The organism is Pseudomonas sp. T8, assembly GCF_024610635.1.
Taxonomy (GTDB): Bacteria; Pseudomonadota; Gammaproteobacteria; order Pseudomonadales; family Pseudomonadaceae; genus Aquipseudomonas; species Aquipseudomonas chlororaphis_I.
This window is the reverse complement of the sequence record NZ_CP102374.1, coordinates 6865933-6882670: the sequence shown is the minus strand read 5'-3', so window position 1 is coordinate 6882670 and position 16738 is coordinate 6865933. Positions and strand designations below refer to the sequence as shown.

32 protein-coding genes and 2 tRNA genes are annotated in these 16738 nt (G+C 56.2%); 12 read left to right on the top strand and 22 right to left on the bottom strand.

Features of this window, described 5'->3' with window-relative positions; all coding sequences use genetic code 11:
• Positions 1-41: 41 nt before the first annotated feature.
• Both NRG23_RS31410 and NRG23_RS31405 read right to left on the bottom strand, forming a co-directional pair.
• Positions 42-563 (bottom strand): NUMOD4 motif-containing HNH endonuclease, encoded by a 522-nt coding sequence (locus NRG23_RS31410; RefSeq protein WP_257373280.1) that lies wholly within the window; start codon positions 561-563, stop codon positions 42-44.
• Positions 563-1195: a putative metallopeptidase gene (locus tag NRG23_RS31405; RefSeq protein WP_257373279.1), complete on the bottom strand. Its 633-nt coding sequence runs from the start codon at positions 1193-1195 to the stop codon at positions 563-565. Before NRG23_RS31405 ends, NRG23_RS31410 begins: the two co-directional genes overlap by 1 nt.
• A 73-nt stretch (positions 1196-1268) precedes the next feature.
• Here NRG23_RS31405 and NRG23_RS31400 point away from each other — a divergent pair, with 73 nt between their 5' ends.
• On the top strand, positions 1269-1481 hold the full coding sequence (locus NRG23_RS31400; RefSeq protein ID WP_257373278.1) for a hypothetical protein: 213 nt from the start codon (positions 1269-1271) through the stop codon (positions 1479-1481).
• Between the two features lie 46 nt (positions 1482-1527).
• Here NRG23_RS31400 and NRG23_RS31395 read toward each other — a convergent pair whose 3' ends face one another.
• From NRG23_RS31395 to NRG23_RS31385, 3 genes are all read right to left on the bottom strand, one after another.
• Positions 1528-2103 (bottom strand): hypothetical protein, encoded by a 576-nt coding sequence (locus NRG23_RS31395; RefSeq protein WP_257373277.1) that lies wholly within the window; start codon positions 2101-2103, stop codon positions 1528-1530.
• Between the two features lie 122 nt (positions 2104-2225).
• Complete coding sequence (locus NRG23_RS31390; RefSeq protein ID WP_257373276.1) at positions 2226-2522, bottom strand: hypothetical protein; 297 nt, start codon at positions 2520-2522, stop codon at positions 2226-2228.
• A gap of 4 nt (positions 2523-2526) precedes the next feature.
• Complete coding sequence (locus NRG23_RS31385; protein ID WP_041983323.1) at positions 2527-2859, bottom strand: phage holin, lambda family; 333 nt, start codon at positions 2857-2859, stop codon at positions 2527-2529.
• Positions 2860-3006: 147 nt separating this feature from the next.
• Between NRG23_RS31385 and NRG23_RS31380 the strand changes: the two genes are divergently transcribed.
• Entirely contained in the window at positions 3007-3303 is a 297-nt protein-coding gene (locus tag NRG23_RS31380; RefSeq protein WP_257373274.1) for a hypothetical protein, read from the top strand.
• Here NRG23_RS31380 and NRG23_RS31375 read toward each other — a convergent pair.
• From NRG23_RS31375 to NRG23_RS31355, 5 genes are all read right to left on the bottom strand, one after another.
• The gene (locus tag NRG23_RS31375) at positions 3281-3481 is read right to left on the bottom strand and encodes a hypothetical protein (RefSeq protein WP_257373272.1); all 201 of its coding nucleotides are present in this window, start codon (positions 3479-3481) and stop codon (positions 3281-3283) included. The two genes, NRG23_RS31380 and NRG23_RS31375, sit on opposite strands and share 23 nt — an antisense overlap.
• Before the next feature lie 48 nt (positions 3482-3529).
• Positions 3530-3715, bottom strand: a complete 186-nt coding sequence (locus NRG23_RS31370) for a hypothetical protein (protein WP_257373271.1) — start codon at positions 3713-3715, stop codon at positions 3530-3532.
• A 253-nt stretch (positions 3716-3968) separates the two neighbouring features.
• Positions 3969-4044 (bottom strand) — tRNA-Asn (locus NRG23_RS31365).
• Positions 4045-4047: 3 nt separating this feature from the next.
• Positions 4048-4123, bottom strand: a tRNA-Thr gene (locus NRG23_RS31360).
• 62 nt (positions 4124-4185) lie between these two features.
• Positions 4186-4410, bottom strand: a complete 225-nt coding sequence (locus tag NRG23_RS31355; RefSeq protein ID WP_257373270.1) for a hypothetical protein — start codon at positions 4408-4410, stop codon at positions 4186-4188.
• A gap of 146 nt (positions 4411-4556) precedes the next feature.
• Between NRG23_RS31355 and NRG23_RS31350 the strand changes: the two genes are divergently transcribed.
• Positions 4557-4685: a hypothetical protein gene (locus NRG23_RS31350; protein ID WP_257373269.1), complete on the top strand. Its 129-nt coding sequence runs from the start codon at positions 4557-4559 to the stop codon at positions 4683-4685.
• On the opposite strand, the gene NRG23_RS31345 is transcribed toward NRG23_RS31350, so the two are convergent.
• The 10 genes from NRG23_RS31345 to NRG23_RS31300 all read right to left on the bottom strand — a co-directional run bounded on the left by NRG23_RS31345 (position 4686) and on the right by NRG23_RS31300 (position 10217).
• On the bottom strand, positions 4686-5372 hold the full coding sequence (locus tag NRG23_RS31345; RefSeq protein WP_257373268.1) for a hypothetical protein: 687 nt from the start codon (positions 5370-5372) through the stop codon (positions 4686-4688).
• Positions 5369-5950, bottom strand: coding sequence for a recombination protein NinG (locus NRG23_RS31340; protein ID WP_257373267.1), 582 nt, complete (start codon positions 5948-5950; stop codon positions 5369-5371). Before NRG23_RS31340 ends, NRG23_RS31345 begins: the two co-directional genes overlap by 4 nt.
• The gene (locus tag NRG23_RS31335) at positions 5947-6417 is read right to left on the bottom strand and encodes a hypothetical protein (protein WP_257373266.1); all 471 of its coding nucleotides are present in this window, start codon (positions 6415-6417) and stop codon (positions 5947-5949) included. Before NRG23_RS31335 ends, NRG23_RS31340 begins: the two co-directional genes overlap by 4 nt.
• Positions 6414-6872, bottom strand: coding sequence for a hypothetical protein (locus tag NRG23_RS31330; RefSeq protein ID WP_257373265.1), 459 nt, complete (start codon positions 6870-6872; stop codon positions 6414-6416). Before NRG23_RS31330 ends, NRG23_RS31335 begins: the two co-directional genes overlap by 4 nt.
• Positions 6869-7669 (bottom strand): hypothetical protein, encoded by an 801-nt coding sequence (locus tag NRG23_RS31325; RefSeq protein WP_257373264.1) that lies wholly within the window; start codon positions 7667-7669, stop codon positions 6869-6871. Before NRG23_RS31325 ends, NRG23_RS31330 begins: the two co-directional genes overlap by 4 nt.
• Positions 7656-8627 carry a phage replication protein gene (locus NRG23_RS31320; protein ID WP_257373262.1) on the bottom strand — a complete coding sequence of 324 codons (972 nt, stop codon included), beginning with the start codon at positions 8625-8627 and terminating at the stop codon, positions 7656-7658. The genes NRG23_RS31325 and NRG23_RS31320 overlap by 14 nt, the downstream gene beginning before the upstream one ends.
• Before the next feature lies 1 nt (position 8628).
• Positions 8629-9351, bottom strand: a complete 723-nt coding sequence (locus tag NRG23_RS31315; protein ID WP_257375103.1) for a Rha family transcriptional regulator — start codon at positions 9349-9351, stop codon at positions 8629-8631.
• Positions 9352-9525: 174 nt separating this feature from the next.
• Entirely contained in the window at positions 9526-9732 is a 207-nt protein-coding gene (locus NRG23_RS31310) for a hypothetical protein (RefSeq protein WP_039967907.1), read from the bottom strand.
• Between the two features lie 19 nt (positions 9733-9751).
• On the bottom strand, positions 9752-9952 hold the full coding sequence (locus tag NRG23_RS31305) for a hypothetical protein (RefSeq protein WP_009048020.1): 201 nt from the start codon (positions 9950-9952) through the stop codon (positions 9752-9754).
• Positions 9953-9980: 28 nt separating this feature from the next.
• Positions 9981-10217 (bottom strand): helix-turn-helix domain-containing protein, encoded by a 237-nt coding sequence (locus tag NRG23_RS31300; RefSeq protein ID WP_257373261.1) that lies wholly within the window; start codon positions 10215-10217, stop codon positions 9981-9983.
• 113 nt (positions 10218-10330) lie between these two features.
• Here NRG23_RS31300 and NRG23_RS31295 point away from each other — a divergent pair, with 113 nt between their 5' ends.
• The 3 genes from NRG23_RS31295 (at position 10331) to NRG23_RS31285 (ending at position 12793) form a co-directional block, all read left to right on the top strand.
• Complete coding sequence (locus NRG23_RS31295) at positions 10331-11149, top strand: S24 family peptidase (protein WP_257373260.1); 819 nt, start codon at positions 10331-10333, stop codon at positions 11147-11149.
• 66 nt (positions 11150-11215) lie between these two features.
• On the top strand, positions 11216-12109 hold the full coding sequence (locus NRG23_RS31290) for a hypothetical protein (protein ID WP_257373259.1): 894 nt from the start codon (positions 11216-11218) through the stop codon (positions 12107-12109).
• A gap of 273 nt (positions 12110-12382) precedes the next feature.
• On the top strand, positions 12383-12793 hold the full coding sequence (locus NRG23_RS31285; RefSeq protein ID WP_257373258.1) for a hypothetical protein: 411 nt from the start codon (positions 12383-12385) through the stop codon (positions 12791-12793).
• A gap of 71 nt (positions 12794-12864) precedes the next feature.
• Here NRG23_RS31285 and NRG23_RS31280 read toward each other — a convergent pair whose 3' ends face one another.
• Positions 12865-13197, bottom strand: a complete 333-nt coding sequence (locus tag NRG23_RS31280; RefSeq protein ID WP_257373257.1) for a DUF1654 domain-containing protein — start codon at positions 13195-13197, stop codon at positions 12865-12867.
• Positions 13198-13775: 578 nt separating this feature from the next.
• On the opposite strand from NRG23_RS31280, the gene NRG23_RS31275 reads away from it, so the two are divergent.
• Positions 13776-14630, top strand: a complete 855-nt coding sequence (locus tag NRG23_RS31275; protein ID WP_257373256.1) for a ParB N-terminal domain-containing protein — start codon at positions 13776-13778, stop codon at positions 14628-14630.
• A gap of 257 nt (positions 14631-14887) precedes the next feature.
• Here the strand turns inward: NRG23_RS31275 and NRG23_RS31270 are convergent, their stop codons facing one another.
• On the bottom strand, positions 14888-15124 hold the full coding sequence (locus NRG23_RS31270) for a hypothetical protein (RefSeq protein ID WP_037005894.1): 237 nt from the start codon (positions 15122-15124) through the stop codon (positions 14888-14890).
• 162 nt (positions 15125-15286) lie between these two features.
• On the opposite strand from NRG23_RS31270, the gene NRG23_RS31265 reads away from it, so the two are divergent.
• The 5 genes from NRG23_RS31265 to NRG23_RS31245 are packed head-to-tail and all read left to right on the top strand — an operon-like array spanning position 15287 to position 16673.
• A complete protein-coding gene (locus tag NRG23_RS31265; RefSeq protein WP_257373254.1) occupies positions 15287-15562 on the top strand; it encodes a hypothetical protein in 276 nt (91 codons plus the stop codon).
• A 21-nt stretch (positions 15563-15583) separates the two neighbouring features.
• Positions 15584-15838, top strand: a complete 255-nt coding sequence (locus tag NRG23_RS31260; RefSeq protein WP_257373253.1) for a hypothetical protein — start codon at positions 15584-15586, stop codon at positions 15836-15838.
• Positions 15839-15859: 21 nt separating this feature from the next.
• The gene (locus NRG23_RS31255; protein WP_257373252.1) at positions 15860-16300 is read left to right on the top strand and encodes a hypothetical protein; all 441 of its coding nucleotides are present in this window, start codon (positions 15860-15862) and stop codon (positions 16298-16300) included.
• The gene (locus NRG23_RS31250) at positions 16297-16488 is read left to right on the top strand and encodes a hypothetical protein (protein WP_257373251.1); all 192 of its coding nucleotides are present in this window, start codon (positions 16297-16299) and stop codon (positions 16486-16488) included. Before NRG23_RS31255 ends, NRG23_RS31250 begins: the two co-directional genes overlap by 4 nt.
• Positions 16485-16673, top strand: coding sequence for a hypothetical protein (locus NRG23_RS31245; RefSeq protein WP_081360813.1), 189 nt, complete (start codon positions 16485-16487; stop codon positions 16671-16673). Before NRG23_RS31250 ends, NRG23_RS31245 begins: the two co-directional genes overlap by 4 nt.
• Positions 16674-16738 lie beyond the last annotated feature (65 nt).

Sequence of the window (16738 nt, the reverse complement as noted above, 5' to 3'; positions counted from 1 at the left end):
ATATGTTCAATTTCCCCACCTCAGCAGGATTGTTGGCGGCGTCAGATGTGCGCCCAAGAGCGGCGAGTCACGACATCAAGCGCTGTCCGCTTATGGATGCCGTACCGGTCAGCAAGAGACTCCATGTCGACGCCCGCCGTAGCATGAAGCGCACGCATCTCCAGCACTTCAGGCTCGGTAAGCTTTGCCTGACCGTTCGACTCGCCCTTAGCTGTCTGCAGCCCGGACGCATAGGCGTGCAATTGATTCGCTGAGGACGTGACCCATTCCAGATTTGAAGCGGCCGCATTCCCTCGGTCGGCGTCAATATGATTGACCTCGGCACCTTGAAATGGAGGCTCACCCAGAAATGCAACAGCGACCAGCCGGTGAACGAGCTCAGTACGCTTCCCGCCCGGGTAGCAGAGATCAACGCTCAGATATGGCCGAGACTTGCTGCGCCCGGGAGTTTTGAGAATCATCCCAGCCTTAGCGCAGGTTCTGGTGGTCAGACGTTTTATCCTTCCCAGATTGCTTACCGCGTAGTCTGGATAATCCAGAATCGTCTTCCACTGCTCTTCCACTACACAGCCCTCAGTAGACAAGTACCACAAGCATTCGCAATGGATGCTCGACCTACCTTTGCAGGAGTTTTTGCTGCCTCGACCATGCGAGAGACGTCACTGTCCGGAGCGCCAACGCCGTATCGCTCAACGATTGCTACAAACTCGTTGACGTCATGGCCGCGCATCTCAAGCTTGGGCGCGCCTTCCTTGGTGAAGGCTGGTTGGCCGTACTTATCCTTGGCGTGGGCCAGGTGATAAAGCTCGTGCTCTATGAGGGCGCAGAACTCAGCGTCGGAGCACTGGGCGCAGTAGTCGGCAGCCAAGGTGATGATGAAAGCCGGCACATCGCCAAACCAATCACGCATCTGCTGTTCCATTCGGGCCTTTTGCCAGCCACCGGCACGGAACGCTACCTGCTCGGCCTGGCCAAGTAGTCGGCGCTCCTGCTTCTCGAAGCTCGACGATGCCCACATGATCCGGATGTCTGCATCCAGCAGGTGAGCGTGGTCTTCGTTGTGGATGCTGCCAGTGTCGGCAAGGATCTCGGCGTGGAGCCAGTCCCACACCTCGGGAGCTGGAGTCAGGCGAATACCGACCTCGGACAGGTCAGATAGCTCCAGCAGCGACTCTGGAGGCATAGGTCTGCCCATAGGTCACCTGATACTTGAAATAGTGGATGGTTGCCGGTGTTGGTGGGTTTCAACTCAACGCAAGGAGCGCAACATGTCAGAAGCTATCAAAGCACTAACCACGCTTGGTGGAGGCGCATACCACAACCTGAAACCAGAAGCTCAAAAGGCACTTGCTGTTTCTGCTGCCTTAGAATTGATAGCAGAAAAGGTTTCAAACTCCCCAGGCTCTGACGGCCAGCTCGACTGGGAAATGGATAGACTTTCCAAGTACACAGACTTGATACAAGCCGCACTGAAAGTCTGAAAAGAAATAGTGCCGTACTCACCTGCGGCACACTCCTAATCCGTATTCATTTGACAGGAACAGGGCATGCTGCGAGCAGCACTACCGCGTTCCGATAGATACTGTCTCCAGTTGTTTGCCCATCCAGTTTTGCAGCCGATGTTGTTATAGCTTTAGCCACAAGCTCCCTCTGCGCCGAATAAGAGCTTGGTGCAAGGGGGCCTTTCTCGGCAGTTCCTAATGTCGAACTAGCGACGCCCGCAATTCCAGCACTTACTCCTGGCCAGACCCCTCCAGTTCCTGCCGCGGCAAGCATGGCTCCCACAAATCCGGCCACACCACCAATCATGCCAACTCCAAGTTTCGCACCTTCGGCGCTCTTCGCTCGTCGTTCATAGAAATTGTGGATTACTCGACAATGCGCAGCAGCGGTTTGATAGTCGAGAAGCGCAGCAATGCCTTGGCGCTGAGCATCTAAATTATTCGAAACCGCATTGGGATACCTGAGAAGCAGGGGAACTGTCTTAGGAAGCTTGGCATATGTAGCATCGGTCTCAATCTCAAGCTGAGTCTGAGTCTCCGAACCAAATGCACCTGCACATATACTCAAAAGCACCGAGACTGAAACGATCCTGATTACCATGCCCGCTTCCTTCCATGTGGATTTTTCAGAGAGCGTAGACCACGTAATGGCACTTTAAAACTACTGCTCGATCTTGATCGTCAGCGTGATAATGGTTGCCATGCTCTCTTCAGTTTCGCGACCTACGCTGCTAGCTGAAGCTGCTTGTTGAACAGCTCGCGAATCTCACCAAGCCTGGTCATTACCAACGGCTCGCCCTTCAAGTGGATCAAGTGGGCCAGCTGGTGAACGATCCCCTCATCCGACAGGACCTGGCTCGACGGCAGCTCCTTGAACCAGCACACGAACACCGCGAAGTGCAGCGCCGCGGGCAGTTCCTTCAGGAAGCGCTTGTCGGTCATCCCGGTGAATCGGGCGTGTTCCTCGCGCAACTCCTGGTAGCTCGCCGAGTAGTGGTTTCCGCCGACGATGTAGTCCATGGGCCTACTCTGCCTTTCGACTCGGCAACTTGAAGTCAGCGAACCGATCAGCCAGTTCAGCGATCTTCTTCACACCGAGAAAGCCGATGAACACTCCAGCCGGCGTGGCGAAGCTCTGCGGCAACCCGAAATACTCGAGCAGCGGTATCAGCCCGATGGTGATCAAGGTGCAGAGACAGGCCTCGAGCAGCGCCTGGCGCCGAGTCCCACCGCCGTAGATGATGCGTAAAGCACCAACTACAAACGACAGCGCTCCGGCATAGATCGTCGGCGCGTGCTGACTCAGCCACGCAAGGACAAGCAGCCAGGTATCTGGTTTATCGGGCATGTTCGGCATCTCGATTTCCTCCCGGTCGGGAGTTGATGAATAAAAATGGCCTGCGTTGGCCCGGGCATAGCCCAAAAATGAAAAAACCCGCTCAGTGGCGGGCTTATGGCTCCGTGCTATCGTCGTAATTCCTGAATCGCGACAACGGATGGAACCATGGGACACTTCATCATTACTTTCCGTATCAAGTACGACTCCACCTACCAAGAGCGCTATGAATCCTTCACGAAGCAGGTGGGAGAAATTGCAACGTCAAAGTGGGAAGAAACATCGTCTTTCTATGCAATCCAGGCCAGCGGTACTGCCAGCAGCATTTGCGACAACCTGTATTACAAAAGCGACTTCGTATCATCTAAAGATCAGATGGTAGTGATCGACTTAGACAAAAAAGAAAAAGCTGTGAAGGGCGACATAGAGGAGCTTGAGCTTCTTACAAAGTGCCTAGGCTTCTAGCACTCTCGATCTCAGCCAGCCTGTCTTCATATTTCTTCAGGCTGGCCTCGTTGAACTTTACCCATTCTGCTGTCTTCGCAACACGAGCCAAAGCTCCGTCATGCATCTTCTTAACTTCGGCCAGCTTGGCCTCTTGCGAGATGATCGACTCAACCACCTGACGGTATTCGCTCTTCATGCTGTGCTCCAGAAATGAAAAAGCCCCAGCGAATGCTGAGGCCATGAGTTAGCGGCTTTTAAGCCACTCAAGGTAGATGATCATGCCAAGCCCAACGACCACGATGGTGCCCATGAGCCCTACAAGAACAACTGCTGGCCATCCAGTTACGAGGTCCGCACGGCCGCCAGCTGCACCGGCAGCTGCAATGGCAGCATTATTTGCGGCCACTGCGGCAAGGATTGCCGTCGCCATACTCACGCTCCAGAAACGAAAAAGCCCCTGCGAATGCAGGGGCCCTGAATAGGTGCGCGGTCTTTCCCGCCGTCTGCCGTAGCCATCGCCGCGCCGACACCCTGCTGCATCGGTCTCGCCGCTCAGGCCTCGCGCCACCCTGAAAGCATGTGAGGTCAGGATGCACGGGCTGCCGGTGTTGATTCCGTACGTCGCACTATCCGGCTATCGACGTCCAGGTCTTCCCGAGGGCTGTCCTGGCTACAGGTGTTGCTGGCTGGCATGGGAGGGTTCGAACCTCCGACCGGGCGGTTAACAGCCGCCTGCTCTACCGACTGAGCTACATGCCAATATGGTGCCGCCACGAGGATTCGAACCCAGGGCCGTTCGCTTACAAGGCAACCGCTCTACCACTGGAGCTATGGCGGCGAATTTCAGGCAATAAAAAACCCGGCGCGGTGGCCGGGCTTCAGAATTATTACTTCATTTGATCAAGACGAAGCGATCACGCCAGCGATTAGTAGCGCCACTCCTCCATACCAGAGCCACAAGAAAGGCTTCGCTTGGACATCTTTCTTCGCATAGACATACACATAAAACGGGATGAACAAACAAATAAACGCTTGGGGCGGCGAGTTCTTAAATGCCACGAAAAAAATTACCAGCTGCATGGCCACCATTAGACCAAGCCCAGAAAGCAGCAAGAACATCACCATTAAGCAAAACTCACTTGTCTAAAAAAGCGCGATCCTACCAGTGCGCAAAATAAAAAACCCGGCTCGGTGGCTGGGTTTGGGCCATTCCTCAGCCCAGTCTCCAGTTGAGAGGGATGGAAGATTGGGCGAGGAATGGAGGCAGAATCATGCCAAAACACAAAACACCAGACAACAAAAAAGCCCAGCGCGATGGCTGGGCTTGGGAAGGTCTCTGCGCTGGAGTCACGTTGCGCAATGTAGAAAAAGTACCTATAAAAACCCACCATGTCAACTAATTACGCTGCACTTTCTTCTTTTTCCGCGTGAATCACCTGCCAAACGGGCTGCTGAGCCTGAATATCCACGTCCTGGATGGCGGCGCGAAGAAACTCCCAAACTTCCTTCCAGTCCCGATCCCAATGCTTGGGCTCGATGGTGATTCCGTAGAGCTTCAACATCCCCTCAGCTACCCGTGCCGGCCCCCATGGAGCTCCACCATTCGCCTCGGCCTTGTACGACTGCAAAGCGCAGGTGACCAGGCAATGCACCTTCGCGGCCTTGGCATCGGTCAGCGCTGAAAAGTCAGTGTCAGCCCAGATCAGCTTCTCGGCGTTGAGCATGTGCACTACGGTCATGCAGGGGTGGTACAGGTAGTGCCCGAACTGCTGAACCTGAAACGGAAGCGTGTCGATGGCGCGCAGAACCTTGCCGATCGTGGCTAGGTGCGCGGCGCGGGCGGTGGACCGACCAATCGGCGTGCGGCGAGTCTCGCTGATGCTGATCCGCTGTCCAGGCACCGAGAAGTGCGCCGCCTCTTCGCCCTTCTCGCTGCCCAACGCTGGGAACCTGACCTCACGCTTACTGATGCGTCCACCGGTCTTTACCGGCGCCGCCTCTGCCCTTTCAATTGCCACAGCGCTGATCGACGCGTTCGATTCGTGCTGAGCCTCAGTCCATACTTGCCTTGCGTTGATCAGCTTCATGCTGCTTCCCTCTTCAGTTCTTTGATCAGTTCTCGATACTTGGCCTTCAGTGCCTTGAGCTCGTCGGCGGTGTACTTGCGGGCCGAATGAGGGCCTTCAAGCCACTCGACCTGGTCCTGGCCGATCCGCTTCACCAGCTCAATGCGGTAATTCACGATGTCGCCGGACTTGTGGTTGTTGCAGGGGGCGCACTGTTTGTGGACGTTGAGCGGCTCGAACCGAAGCTCTGGGTTAGCTCCCACAGTTCGGTAGTGGCCGGCGTGGTACTGGCCTTCGTGATGGCGGCCACAGCTGACACAAGGCAACGCGGCATCGCGTAGGCGGATCCACTCGTTGAACACCGCCTGCGTTTCCCGGAAGTGATCGCTGCGGGTCTTGATGCGCTCCTTGCGAACCTTGATCTCCCGGCGCTCAACCTGGGCCAGCGACTTGCGCGCCTTCTCCTGGTTGCGTGGCGCATCGATGATTGCGCAAGCCGGGCTGCATACGGCCTGGCCCAGGCGTGAAGGGACGAATGAGGCCCTGCATGTAGCGACGCGGCATTTCTTCGGTTTCGGCTGCTTGCGTTCGATCGTCATGCGGCCTCCTGGCTCAGCAGATCGTCGAAGTACACGCCCTGGGGAGCAAAGCGCGCGACGATGCGGTCGGTGTACGCCACGCCCTGGGCGCGATTGAACAGGCTTGTCACTGGGAACCCGTCCGGGCCAAACAGCTTGCAGCCGCCCATCATCGACAGCTTCGTTTCGTACGGCAGGTGACGCATCACCCGGTACCACTCAGCCTGGAACCCCGCATCCTCGTTCAGCAGGATCTGCACGCCAATGTGCAACTTGCAGTACTGGCGGGCGTCGGCGGCATCGCCGATCTGGGTCATCTCGGAGATGCGCTTGTACATCGCGAACCACAGCCGGTTCTGGTCGAGTGTGCGGTCCTTCCCGGGCCGTAGGGACACCACGACGAACTTCTTGTCGCGGAACATCGCGCGGAGCCTGGTGATGGCCTCGGAGAGCTTGGCCGGGCAGTTGACGCTGATCTTGTCGGTCATGGCTGCACCGCCGTTACTGCCGTGTCATCCACGCGATAGCAATCGCGGTCCAGCGCGCCATTGATGTCGGTGATCGCCTTGCGCAGCGCCTCGTTCTCGGCCTTGAGCTGGTCGCGATCGCTGGCAGCGTCAATCAACTTGGCTGCATTGCAATCGCATTTGCCACGCCATTCGCCAGCCATGTCATGCACATCACCGGTGTCGCCGCAGCTCCAGCAGGAAGGGCCTTTCCGCCAAACCTCAAGCTCTTGCGCAAGATCACGCTCGGTCGTGCTCCGCAATGTCTTCAGGCGCTCGTTCTCGGCGATCAGCTGAAGCGCTACCTCCTCCACCGTCTTGTCGCCCAGGTGTTCATCCAGCGCAGCGGTGTGACGCTGCAGGTCGTCATCCTCAGCCTTCCATGAGGCCACTACGGACCACAGCAGAGACTTCAGCTTTTCCTTGTCGATAGTCATTGCGCCGCCCTCCCCGCTTCCAATTCCTGGGCCTGCTGAACCAGCATCGCCCGGCGATCCGCCAACTCGTTGGCTGCTTCAATCCGCATTTCGTCCTTCCTTCTGGCTGATGCCGCTCGCATTTCCAGCATCGAGCTCCTCACGGCCTCTAACTTTGCCCGCAGCTTTGGCGATGGCCTGGCCACCTCACCGGTGAGCAGTGCTACGACGGCCCGGCCGTCTTCGGTAACTGGCGTGACGCTCAGGTCGGCCAGGTACAACCGCCCGCGCTCCTGCGGGATACGCTTCATCTCCACCGCCTTGGTGACCGCCTGGATGCGGCGATTGGCGTCGAAGCCCACCGAGACGTGCCAGTTGACCGGCTTGGCGTCTTCCCGGGCCTGGCCGACGAACCGCTCGTAGGCGCTGATGAACGCCATGCGCGCCCCAACCTTGTCGCCGGCGTCGAGGACAGGCTTTGCAGCAGCCAGGGCCAGCTGAATCTCGTCGGTCAGCACCACGGTTTCGAACTCGTCGTTCGTGGTCATGGCGATGGCCCAGGCCTCATCCTTGCCAGGGCGGCCGTCGGCGGCCTGCACCCGCTGGAGAATGGCGGCCAAGGTCAGCTTGCCGGTCAGCTCGCGGCGGCAGGCCTTCAGCGCGCCGGCCACCGCCTCAGCGGGATAGTCGGCCAGGTCGTCAGCCATCATTTCAGCGGCTTCGGACGTGATGGTTTGGCCCAGAACTTCCGCGGTGGCGGTGATCGCCAGGGTCAGGCGGGCAATTTGGTCAGGCGCCATACGCTCAGAGGAACTCATTGGGCTGCCCTCCTGCGCGCTGCATGATCCGTTGTGCCGCTTCCATGCCGGCATTCAGGTTCGCCTGCTTGCGCTCGATCTGCTGGGCAGTGGTCGAGTTCATCTGGCGATTGGTGACCCACTGGGTGTGGTAACTCTCGGCGTTGGCCAGCAGCTCGTTGAGGCTGTGGCACTTGCGCACGACACCGGCATCACTGTTCTTCAGGAAGTGAGCGGCTACGTGGTGGGCGACATCGGCGCCGAGGCGGTCGACAAGTTGGCCGAGCTGACCACCGACCTTGGCGTTCCATACCGGCCAGGCGTTGTAGCGCTTGCGGTAGGCCATCGCGTAGTTAGCCCAGACCTTGAAGGTCTTGCAGGCTTGGTCTTTGGGGCCTGGCATGTCGGCCGGGATCTCAACCCGCGGCGCTTCGAGGCGATCCAGAGCCACCAAGCCACCGGACGGCGCCGGCTTGTCCGGACCGTCCTGCAAGTCCTGACTTGTACCCTGATTGGTATCCTGATGATTGGTATCCTGATTTGTCGGATTTTTTTCCGACCCTTGCTCGGATTTTCTTCCGACCTTGCTCGGAGATTTTTCCGGGGTAGATCGGATTTTTTTCCGACCTTTGTTTTCTGGTGGGGTCGGATATTTTTCCGACCCATCGAGCTTCTGGTTCCACTCGATGGCCTTTTCGGTCAGCCGGAAAAGCGTGATGTTGGAAGTGCTGGAAAGCTCGATCAAACCGGCCTCGTCCAGGGCCTTCAGCATGCGATAGGCAGTGTCCGGCTTGTCGGTGAGAAGCGGCAGCTCCTCGACGATCTTGGCCTTGCTCAGCGCGAAGAAGATCCCGTCGTCAGTCTTTACCGGCTTGGTCCAGCTCGGGCAGCCGTAGATGAAGGCGAACAGCAGGGCCTGCTGAGAGTTCAGTCCCCACTCGAGCGCCTTCACCTGGTTGATCGTGATGGTGAATTGCATTTCAGGCCTTCCCGACCAGTGCGGCTAGCTCGAGGAAGCGATCCACGTACCAGTGAGGCTGGGTTTCGCGTGGGGATTGCGGGCTGGTGAGGTTCTTGCCGTAGGCCATGCCCTTTTCAGTCACTGACCAGAAGTCGACCATCACGCCTTTAGAGTTGCGACGCTGGAGCTGCTTGAGGAGGCCGCGGGCCTGCAGTGCACGGTTGAACGCAGCTGGCGCGTAGCGGATGCCGTAATCTTTCAAGAGAGCTGTTGCGGACTTGGTAGGCATCGACGAGCCACCTGTCGCGTCCGGCGCTGCATCGACGGCGTAACTTGGCAGAAACTTCGGGTCGAGCCCGTTGTTCTCGGCGATTTTGGTGAGCATCGCCATCTGGCAGGACGCGGCAGGCTTCAGCAGGCGCGTGAAGCACTCCATGATCGCAATCTCACCGACGACCTTGGTGCCATTGAGCAGGACCTGCTCCCGTGCGCCCTGCTGCTGTTCCAGCTCCCGCCACCGGCGGATCACCTTCATGCGCATCGGCGCGCTGTAACCAGTAAGCAGGCAATCGGTGTGTTCGCGATCGAGCTGGTACTGCACCTGCTCGCGATTGCGACCATCCAGGTAAATGTCCTCAAAGTTGAGGGCATCGGCCTTCAGTTCTTTCAGCATCGCCAGAATGTCGCGCTTCACGTTGTCGTGACGCTTACCGGTGACGTTCGCAATTTCGCGAGAAGACATGGTGGTACGCGACACGTTTTCAGGATTGCGAAAACGTGTCGCGACATTTGTCTGAGTGTTGATTAAATCGGTGTGGGTATGCATAATCGTCCCCATCAGGTGGTATCGAATCAGCCGGGGCGCAATCCCGGCTTTTTTGTGCCCGGAATTCGGCAGAGGCCCTCTGGATTACCCTTAAGAGTCCCTGCCAGAGGCCCTCATTGGGGCCACCAGTTGAAGGACCTTGGCCTTCTTCCTTCCAACTTCGGAAAGCGCGCCACAGGCAATGGCGTTTTCCATCACTTCGTTGATGGCGCGACTGAAGTTCCAGCCGTTGGTGCACATCAGTTCCTCTACCCGCTGCCGCGTCTTTGGCGGCAGCCTTTCGAGCTCTACGGTCATTCGGCCCTCCAAAGGGGCTTTAGCCCGCGATATCTTCTTGTTTGTCCTGCATCAGTTCCTCGATCACGCCGTTGGCTACTGCCCACTCGATGATTTCGTACAGGTAGGTCGCGTGCTGCATACGGGTCTTCGTTGCAGCCCTGCGCAGAATCCGATCAAGAACTGGTTCGAAACGAACCTTCACCGGAATGGCGCGCTTTTGATTGGGGTCCATGTACATGCTTCGTGCTCCTGGTTATCAGAAATGGTTAAGCGGCGCCCTTGAGCGCTTTGCGGGCAAATTGGATAAGGTCTGGGCGTAAGCCGGCGATGGTAATTTCGCCACCAGAGGCGTCCTGGAGGCGTTCAGCCAGTTCGGTTGATGCCTTGCGATGACCACCTGCGAGCTGCCACAGGTGGCCTACAGAGGTGCTCGCAGCCTCAGCAACTTCTTGCCGACGCTCGTTCGTGGCCCTGCCCAACCAATCACGGAGGTGATCATTCATGAGAGTTCTCCTTACACATAGAGCGAAATTTAGCTTATGGCTAATATTCAAGCAAGGATAATTTAGCTGTGCGCACATTTAGCACAAAGCTAAACGCTGGCATTCTTCGCGGCATGGATATCTACGAAATTCGCAAGCACAACCTGGTCAAGCTGATCGGCAGCCAGAGAAAGGGATCCTGCGCAGAGCGCTGGGGGATGGCTCCTGCTCACCTGAGCCAGATTCTTTCGGATAAGACGGCGAAGAACCTGGGCGATGATGTGGCCAGGCGAATCGAGGGTATTGAGGGACTGCCGCGCGGCTGGTTCGACTCAATCCCAACTGAACCCGAAGCTAACGAAGCCCCGCCAACTAACGAAGCGGGCCAGAAGTCCGCTGCGGACCTGGTAAAGCAGATGCTTGCCAGGAGCGGAAAGGGCATTCCTGAGGAAACGCGTCAGCGACTGCTTGCTGCCGCTGAGACGCCCCCCGAAGGAGCTTATCCCTCTTACACCTTGATTCCTGCTGTTGGTGATATCTCCATTCCCCAATACGATATTCGCGCCGCCATGGGTGCCGGACAGTTACCTGCGGAATACAGCGAAGTTGTCCGCAATGTGGTGATCAGTGAAGAGCTTTTGCGCGACAAGGGGGTGAATTACACCTCCGCCCAGGCTTTGGCGATCATCACTGGATGGGGTCAAAGCATGGAAGGAACGATCAATGACAAGGATCCAGTAATTGTCGACCGTGGTGTAAACGATTACGCCGGCGAAGGGGTTTACGTTCTGACTTGGCACGGAGATCTGCTGATCAAGCGTTTGCAGCGAAAGGACGAGAATCACGTGTGGCTTATCTCGGACAACCCGAACAATAAGGATCTTGAAGCTCGGATTGACGATGTAGTTATCCACGCAAAAGTGCTCCTAGTTTGGAATGCTCGCAAGCTCTAAAGAATTTAATATAAGAACTTATTATTTAGGCCTGCCATTTGGATTGGCCAAACTAGGGAGAGGGAGATGGCCGTAGCCAAAGTTGTTAGGCGAGCAGAAGATGAAAATCTATCTGAGAAAAAGTTCACGATTTCCTATGACGCGAAAGAAAGCTCGCTCTCTGATCATGAGATAAGCGCAAAAGACCTTGGAGAAGCTATCCTAGGCATGCACAACCTCATTGAGGAGACTGCAAGCATAATAAGCAATGGTTCGGCAGACGTTACGCTCAAAGTTACAACTCCAGCGAAGGAAGGCTCGGTCGAAGTAGTATTCGCCTTATTGGCCGATCCTGCCACTGCGCTTAAAGTACTAAGCATACTTGGATTCGCGACTCCTGCTGCGGCTTTTGTAGGCGGATCTCTTGTTGAGTTGGTCCAGCAAATCAAGGGAAAAAAAATAACATCCGTCACGATTGAAGGTGATAGTGCAACAGCCGAGGTAATGACAAACGATGGCCCAATCAAGGCCGACAAGAACCTTGCAAAGCTTATAACTAGCACCAAAATTCGGGATGCACTACATAAAATAATACAAGCCCCATTAACTGGCAAGAAAGACGCTCAATTCAAAGTAATAGGTGGCGCCGAACTTCCTGTTGTGTCAATCAAACAAGATGCAATTGACGATTTCTCTAGGCTGCCGAAAGGTACACTTGAGGAAATATCCGTGGAGACAGAGGTCGTCAGGGCGTCATTTGCTCAGATTAACTTTGAATCGTCAAAAGGCTGGAGGATCAGAAAACATGACGGTTCGGAGTTTGCAGTAACCGTAAAAGACCAAGCCTTCCTTGAGAAAGTAAATAAAAACCAAAAGACTTTCCAAAAGGAGGATAGCTACAACATAACCATTGAAACAACTACAACCTCAAGACCTACGCGCGCAACCATAGACCGTGTTATAGTAAAAGTCCAAGACTAAGCTGCACAGCAATGGACGGAGGGACGGCTATGTCTGCATGGACTCAACACGATATCGCACTGGCAATGGTATATCTATTCATGATAATGCTTGCGCCAACTGCATTTAGAATTGGACGACTATCTGTTAGATATCTGTATCATCGATACTTCTCGATCGAAGATATATATGTAACTTACAAACACAATGGAATCATAACCTCTCAATTAAAAATACAAAGAAAGCGGGATGGTTCATTAAAGGAGATCGATCTGACCAAGCGGAGGGCTAGCCATGAGTGAAATTGAGAGCTCATCAGCTAACAACCGTACGGGGTTGACCGCCACAATAACCGGGCTTCTAGTTTCCATTAGTTCCTTGGTTACGTCTGGTCTGTCAGAGGATGTAAAGATGATAATTCCGGTAATTGCTGGGATTATCAGTCCATTTATTGCAGCTGGAGTAGCAAGACTTCAGCGAAAAGTAGAGCAGCCACCTGAGCTAACCGACTATCTAACAGCTTACGAGAATGATCTTAGATATCAAAAGAGAGCACTGAAGAACAGAAGTCTTACGCCAGAAGCAAAGGCGGCAATTGAGAAGCGTTATTCTGACACAGTGCTAAAAATGGCCACAGCACATCAAGACTTCCGGTCAAAGTCTCTGGGAATCTCTACAACGGGAGAATCCGATCTAGCCGAATAGCGACTGGGAAACTATTACTTTGTGCTAAGAGCATTTGCAAAAGGCCCGCATCGCGGGCTTTTTCATGCCCGTCAGAAAGGTGCCTCCTCTTCCCAATCCGCCAGCACGGGCTCTACCTCCCCTTCCGTCTCGATCATTCGGTCATCATCAGTCGCCTTATCCCATTGCAGGATCACCGATCCGTCATCGCAGAAAGTCATGTCCAGGGCATCGGTCTCTGCTAGCAGCTCCATGATCGTCTCCCAGTCCTGATCACTATCGCTATCCAAGCGATGGATCAATACCCTCCTCCCAAGCTGTGCGAAAGGAGAGTTGATCATCGCCGATACCCGTAGCCCGAGACGCTCCAGGCCGGTTAGTTCTTCGCGCACTACCTGTGGGACTGCTTCGAGTACTGCTTTCATCTCGCCACCTCAATAGCTGTATATCCATACAGTTTATTACCAAGCTTAGCCCAGTGCTAAATCAAAGGTAAAGAGCGCCAGCCGGAAATTTTCGAAAGCCAGCAATGCTGGTCTTTTATCGCCCAGCGAAAATAATTTAGCTCTGAGCTATTGACGATATTTTAGCTTACGGCTAAATTTAGCCCATCGCAGCGATCAAAGGTCATGCGAAGGGCCTCGAAAGGGCCTGACCGCTCTTTAACAACCAGCGCAACAAACAACAGACCGCATTGCCTCTACCGGTGACCGGCGAGCAGACAGGCCCGAAAGCCTGCCCACGACAGGAAAAACCTGTACGGCTGATCGATGGTGAAACGCCTTAACCGTGCGAGTAACCCGGCACGCAATGCGCCCCGCCTTCCCCGGCGGTAGTTGGGAGGGATTGAGCTACGCCGATCGAGAACCGGCGGCGCGGTGAGATACCAGACATTCGATTCAAGCCGGTGACGGCCGCCAGTAGCGGGTCCCGGCGGAAAGCATCACTGAGCAGCCTTCTCGCGAGGGCTGCTTGGGATGACAACCACTTGGAAATAAATTGCATGGCCAAGTCTTTCAAGCAAATGATCAAGGACGGGGATCTGAAACGTGCCGACGCGATGAAGGCGCGCCTGGAGGATCTCTACGAAGAACCCGGCTTCAACCTTCGAGCCGAAGGCGAAGAGCTGGAAGAAAGTATTGATGCGCTGGCTGAGTTCATCTTCGCCGGCGGCCAGATCCCGGCATTGGAAGTTCGACCTCGCGCTGAGGGTGGAATGTGGGTTGTCGATGGCCACCGCCGTCGTCGCGCCTACTTGAAGCTCGACCAGGCGGGACGACTTCCAAGGGTGCCGAGCAAAGATGACCCAAAGCGCTTAGAGGCCTGGATCTCGATTGTCCCCTTCGAGGGTAATGACGCAGAGCGCGTCGCCAGGGTCATCACTAGCCAGGAAGGAAAGAAGCTTTCCCCTCTTGAGTTGGCGGACGGGTACAAGCGGCTCACAGCGTTCGGCTGGACGCCTGATCAGATCGCAAAAAAGGTCGGCAAGACCCGCCAGCACGTTGAGCAGGTGATGACGCTCGGTAATGCCAACACCGACGTTCAGCAACTGGTCGCCTCAGGCCAGGTCTCTGCGACAACGGCCGTTCAAGTCGTCCGCCAGCATGGCGATGAAGCAGGCAAGGTCCTCGGTGGCGAACTACAAAAGGCCAAGGCCACCGGTAAGACAAAGGTGACAGCAGGATCAATGCGTGGCCCGACGACACCGCGCCAGCAACTCGAGGCTGTACGAGCTGCAGCACAAGAACTCGTAAGCGTGCTGCCTGAGGGCTGCTTGGATGCATCGGCATCAGAGCTTAGCGTGCCCGCAGATCTTCTTCTGAAGCTACAGCAGGCGGTCATTGCGGCCAGCCACTAGCAATTCAATTGCAAGCCAGAACCACAAACACCCCGTCAGCCTGACGATAACTGCCCGATCACCTGGTCTTCCCCAGCACCAGGCTGCATCGGAGTGTGATCTGGAAAGGTGACTCCATACCGGGCTCAGTTTGTCGCTGAGTTGAGGCCTTGAGCCGGAACAGAATGGGCGTCCTTGCGATGACAAGCGCAGATCACACCCCGATGCGGAAGAGAACACCCCGGAAACTTAACCGGGGCACCACATCAAATCGACGCTCAATCAGTTGAGAGTTGCCCGAAAAGCAACATCAGCAGTAGCGCGAAAATCACAACACCAAGACACGACACCATGACGCTCTCTCTCGAGGACTCTTGCCAGCTGTGCCTGGGATAGCGTCCTAGTGAAAGCAGCTTCGCAAATGGCCAGCCGATCCAAAAGAAGATGGGCCCGAGAAAAAAACGCGAGAGTAGATCGCCGATAACACCAGCGACAAAGCTGATCAGGTCGCTCATTACAGCGGGTGCTCGATATTGGCCACGTCACCAGCATAGACAATAAAACCTCTCCCTTCTCCGCCGACACCACCCGCATGCACTCCCCTCCGCGCCCATCGGCAACCGGCGGAATGGATGAGTGCAGCCGAGTTTTGTTGGATCAACCAGGTGGAGCAAAGCATGGATATTCAAGACGGCGGCCCGGCCTTCCCGGGCGAGCGCCCCTCAGGACAGATCGAATATGTCGAAGGCGTCGGCAATCGCCATGTCATGGAATCGACAGAGGGCATGAGCCTGCGCGACTACTTCGCGGCCAGGGCCTTGACCGCCTTTATGCAGTGGGAACTCAGCCAGTTGCCGGAAGGAGATGCGGATTCGCGAGGCGCAGCCGCAGCCCGCTACTCGAAGCAGGCCTACGTCATCGCCGACGCCATGCTCGCAGCCCGTTCCGCCTAACCCAAAACACTGGAGGTCGCCATGGCTGCAACAGCCGAATACGCATGCCTGCGCTGCAAACAACCTTTCATTGCCCGCGCCACCGACCGAAAACGCGGATGGGCCCGCTACTGCTCTAAATCCTGCAAAGCCAGCAGACAAGAGCAACGGACCGGGCAGCATGCAGCGTACCAGGAGCGCAAACAGCGCCGATCTGATGGGCATGAGAGCGGTGAGTTCACCGACGCCCACCTTTTCAGCAATGAAGACCACGACTGCAGCAAGTCGGACGACTGACCCGCCACCCTGGAGGCAGCCATGAACGCAGCACTGAACATCTACCAGGAACGCTTCGACGCTTTGTTGCCTCCTGAGGTGCCCGACGACAGCGAGGCCGAGCGTGAATGGCTCGAGCATGCAGCCGAACAGCTGGTGTGCGGCGCTGATGTGTCGTGGAAGCGGCGCTACAGCAAGGCCTTTACCGTGACGGCTGATCAGTTCGCCACCTACCTTCAGGGCCACCTGAATCAGCGGCAGATCGATGGCAAGGATGAGCGTGATTCATTCGCGCGCCTGGTGCTGGCCGCGGTCGTCGGCAGCCAAAGCGAGGCATACGGCCATGCCGGCGACTTACTCGGCTCTGGAAGGCCTGTCCAGGCCCTGGAACAGATCGCTATCGACATGCTCCGGCCATACGCCGCCGAGGCGGTGGCAGCCGAGCGCGAGGCACAGGAAGACGATGTGGATGGCGACCTATGAGCCCTCACATCCTCATCGACCAGGCTCTCGAAGGCGTCGACGACCCAAGCAGCCAGTCGGATATCGACGTCCTGGTGCAGGGCCTGATCACTCGCCTGTTTCTCGACGACGCAATCACGCGTGACGAATTCAATCACTACTGCAAGCGCTTGATGACTGCCTGTCAGCGGCGCAAGGAGGCAATGTGAGTACTCCACCGGTAAAAACCTTGATCGACGAGCAGATCGAGGACATCGAGCGCAAGCTGCAAATCATTGGCTACGTTGCCGCACCTGATGAACTGGCGTCTCGCGAGTTCCCGATTGCCATGCTGCCAAAGCAGCTTGAGCCCACGATGAAAGACGGACGGGTCGCGGTGAGGGTTCGACCATGAAGAGCACCTACTGGATCTTGGCCGCCCTGTATCTCGCAGCCCTGCTCAGCTACGGCGTCGCGCGG

What these genes read in the sequence shown, in the direction of transcription:
- NRG23_RS31405 (WP_257373279.1), bottom strand. Translation starts at nt 1,195, where the DNA reads ATGGGCAGACCTATGCCTCCAGAGTCGCTGCTGGAGCTATCTGACCTG.
- NRG23_RS31400 (WP_257373278.1), top strand. Translation starts at nt 1,269, where the DNA reads ATGTCAGAAGCTATCAAAGCACTAACCACGCTTGGTGGAGGCGCATAC.
- NRG23_RS31395 (WP_257373277.1), bottom strand. Translation starts at nt 2,103, where the DNA reads ATGGTAATCAGGATCGTTTCAGTCTCGGTGCTTTTGAGTATATGTGCA.
- NRG23_RS31390 (WP_257373276.1), bottom strand. Translation starts at nt 2,522, where the DNA reads ATGGACTACATCGTCGGCGGAAACCACTACTCGGCGAGCTACCAGGAG.
- NRG23_RS31385 (WP_041983323.1), bottom strand. Translation starts at nt 2,859, where the DNA reads ATGCCGAACATGCCCGATAAACCAGATACCTGGCTGCTTGTCCTTGCG.
- NRG23_RS31380 (WP_257373274.1), top strand. Translation starts at nt 3,007, where the DNA reads ATGGGACACTTCATCATTACTTTCCGTATCAAGTACGACTCCACCTAC.
- NRG23_RS31375 (WP_257373272.1), bottom strand. Translation starts at nt 3,481, where the DNA reads ATGAAGAGCGAATACCGTCAGGTGGTTGAGTCGATCATCTCGCAAGAG.
- NRG23_RS31370 (WP_257373271.1), bottom strand. Translation starts at nt 3,715, where the DNA reads ATGGCGACGGCAATCCTTGCCGCAGTGGCCGCAAATAATGCTGCCATT.
- NRG23_RS31355 (WP_257373270.1), bottom strand. Translation starts at nt 4,410, where the DNA reads ATGGTGATGTTCTTGCTGCTTTCTGGGCTTGGTCTAATGGTGGCCATG.
- NRG23_RS31350 (WP_257373269.1), top strand. Translation starts at nt 4,557, where the DNA reads ATGCCAAAACACAAAACACCAGACAACAAAAAAGCCCAGCGCGATGGC.
- NRG23_RS31345 (WP_257373268.1), bottom strand. Translation starts at nt 5,372, where the DNA reads ATGAAGCTGATCAACGCAAGGCAAGTATGGACTGAGGCTCAGCACGAA.
- NRG23_RS31340 (WP_257373267.1), bottom strand. Translation starts at nt 5,950, where the DNA reads ATGACGATCGAACGCAAGCAGCCGAAACCGAAGAAATGCCGCGTCGCT.
- NRG23_RS31335 (WP_257373266.1), bottom strand. Translation starts at nt 6,417, where the DNA reads ATGACCGACAAGATCAGCGTCAACTGCCCGGCCAAGCTCTCCGAGGCC.
- NRG23_RS31330 (WP_257373265.1), bottom strand. Translation starts at nt 6,872, where the DNA reads ATGACTATCGACAAGGAAAAGCTGAAGTCTCTGCTGTGGTCCGTAGTG.
- NRG23_RS31325 (WP_257373264.1), bottom strand. Translation starts at nt 7,669, where the DNA reads ATGAGTTCCTCTGAGCGTATGGCGCCTGACCAAATTGCCCGCCTGACC.
- NRG23_RS31320 (WP_257373262.1), bottom strand. Translation starts at nt 8,627, where the DNA reads ATGCAATTCACCATCACGATCAACCAGGTGAAGGCGCTCGAGTGGGGA.
- NRG23_RS31315 (WP_257375103.1), bottom strand. Translation starts at nt 9,351, where the DNA reads ATGTCTTCTCGCGAAATTGCGAACGTCACCGGTAAGCGTCACGACAAC.
- NRG23_RS31310 (WP_039967907.1), bottom strand. Translation starts at nt 9,732, where the DNA reads ATGACCGTAGAGCTCGAAAGGCTGCCGCCAAAGACGCGGCAGCGGGTA.
- NRG23_RS31305 (WP_009048020.1), bottom strand. Translation starts at nt 9,952, where the DNA reads ATGTACATGGACCCCAATCAAAAGCGCGCCATTCCGGTGAAGGTTCGT.
- NRG23_RS31300 (WP_257373261.1), bottom strand. Translation starts at nt 10,217, where the DNA reads ATGAATGATCACCTCCGTGATTGGTTGGGCAGGGCCACGAACGAGCGT.
- NRG23_RS31295 (WP_257373260.1), top strand. Translation starts at nt 10,331, where the DNA reads ATGGATATCTACGAAATTCGCAAGCACAACCTGGTCAAGCTGATCGGC.
- NRG23_RS31290 (WP_257373259.1), top strand. Translation starts at nt 11,216, where the DNA reads ATGGCCGTAGCCAAAGTTGTTAGGCGAGCAGAAGATGAAAATCTATCT.
- NRG23_RS31285 (WP_257373258.1), top strand. Translation starts at nt 12,383, where the DNA reads ATGAGTGAAATTGAGAGCTCATCAGCTAACAACCGTACGGGGTTGACC.
- NRG23_RS31280 (WP_257373257.1), bottom strand. Translation starts at nt 13,197, where the DNA reads ATGAAAGCAGTACTCGAAGCAGTCCCACAGGTAGTGCGCGAAGAACTA.
- NRG23_RS31275 (WP_257373256.1), top strand. Translation starts at nt 13,776, where the DNA reads ATGGCCAAGTCTTTCAAGCAAATGATCAAGGACGGGGATCTGAAACGT.
- NRG23_RS31270 (WP_037005894.1), bottom strand. Translation starts at nt 15,124, where the DNA reads ATGAGCGACCTGATCAGCTTTGTCGCTGGTGTTATCGGCGATCTACTC.
- NRG23_RS31265 (WP_257373254.1), top strand. Translation starts at nt 15,287, where the DNA reads ATGGATATTCAAGACGGCGGCCCGGCCTTCCCGGGCGAGCGCCCCTCA.
- NRG23_RS31260 (WP_257373253.1), top strand. Translation starts at nt 15,584, where the DNA reads ATGGCTGCAACAGCCGAATACGCATGCCTGCGCTGCAAACAACCTTTC.
- NRG23_RS31255 (WP_257373252.1), top strand. Translation starts at nt 15,860, where the DNA reads ATGAACGCAGCACTGAACATCTACCAGGAACGCTTCGACGCTTTGTTG.
- NRG23_RS31250 (WP_257373251.1), top strand. Translation starts at nt 16,297, where the DNA reads ATGAGCCCTCACATCCTCATCGACCAGGCTCTCGAAGGCGTCGACGAC.